This is a genomic window from Paenibacillus tepidiphilus (assembly GCF_008635795.1).
Classification (GTDB): domain Bacteria; phylum Bacillota; class Bacilli; order Paenibacillales; family Paenibacillaceae; genus Paenibacillus_AQ; species Paenibacillus_AQ tepidiphilus.
The window spans coordinates 1-1,026 of the sequence record NZ_VWRQ01000063.1 but is presented as its reverse complement, the minus strand read 5'-3'; the positions used below and the strand labels follow the sequence as shown (position 1 = coordinate 1,026).

Here is a 1,026-nt window from a genome sequence, read left to right as displayed (position 1 = left end):
TAGCCGGATGAATCGCGACATGGAGGCGGCTCTCCAGCTAAAAGAGCTTTACCTGCATCAGACCATTGGAGAGCTGGCCGAGCTTTTGGCGCAGGCGGTTGAGCCGAACCGGCAGCTGGAATCGGGGCGGGAAATGCTGGAGCAGATGAAGCGGCGCATCATGGAGGACCCCGAACAAGCGAAGTACCTGCCGGAGAATTGTGAGGATGTATATCCACTGAGCAAAATTCAGCAGAGCATGGTGTTCTACTCCAGATTGCGTCCGGAGGAGCCGATCTACCACGACCAGTTTTTGTATCATTTCAAATTTGAGTCTATGGACCATTTTGCCGAAGCGTTGCAGCAGTTATCCGATAAGCATCCGATCCTGCGCACCACCTTCGATCTCACCCATTTCGAGGAAGAGGTCCAGCTCGTGCACGCCCGGATCGAGCCGGAGCTTTCGGCGGAAGATGTCTCCTTACTTAGCCGGGAGGAACAGGAACGTGCCATCCGCGCGTATATCGAACAAGACCAGCGCAACTTGTTCCGGTTCGGCAGCGGGGTACTGTGGCGGATGCGCTTGTTCCGGATGAACGCGCAGCATGATTATTGCATGGTGTTTACGTTCCACCATGCGATTCTGGACGGATGGAGCGTAGCATCGTTCCAGCAGGAGTTTGTAGACATTTACCAGGGGCTGCTGCAGGGAAAGCCGGTGGAGGCCAAGCCGCTGCGAAGCGATTATAAGGATTATGTGGCCATCAACCGGTTCCGGGAGAGCGACGAGGCGAGCCGGCAATATTGGATTCAGGAATTGGCGGGGTATACCCGCAACAAGCTGCCGTTTAACTATGCGGGCAAGAAGAGGGCCAGCGGAGGGGCCAGCACCATTTACCGCAGGCCACTGGGCAGCCCGCTGCTCGGAGCCTTGAAACGACAGGCGAAGCGGTACGGCTGCACGGTCAAGGAGCTGTGCTTGAGCGCGCATGTATATTTGCTGGGCATCCTGACGACGGAGGAAGAGATTGTTACAGGCGTGGTCAG

1 protein-coding gene is annotated in these 1,026 nt (G+C 56.5%); it reads left to right on the top strand.

Annotated features, from left to right (window positions below; genetic code table 11):
• The coding region (locus F1379_RS29470; protein ID WP_203457198.1) for a condensation domain-containing protein at positions 1–1,026 on the top strand (1,026 nt) is incomplete at both ends.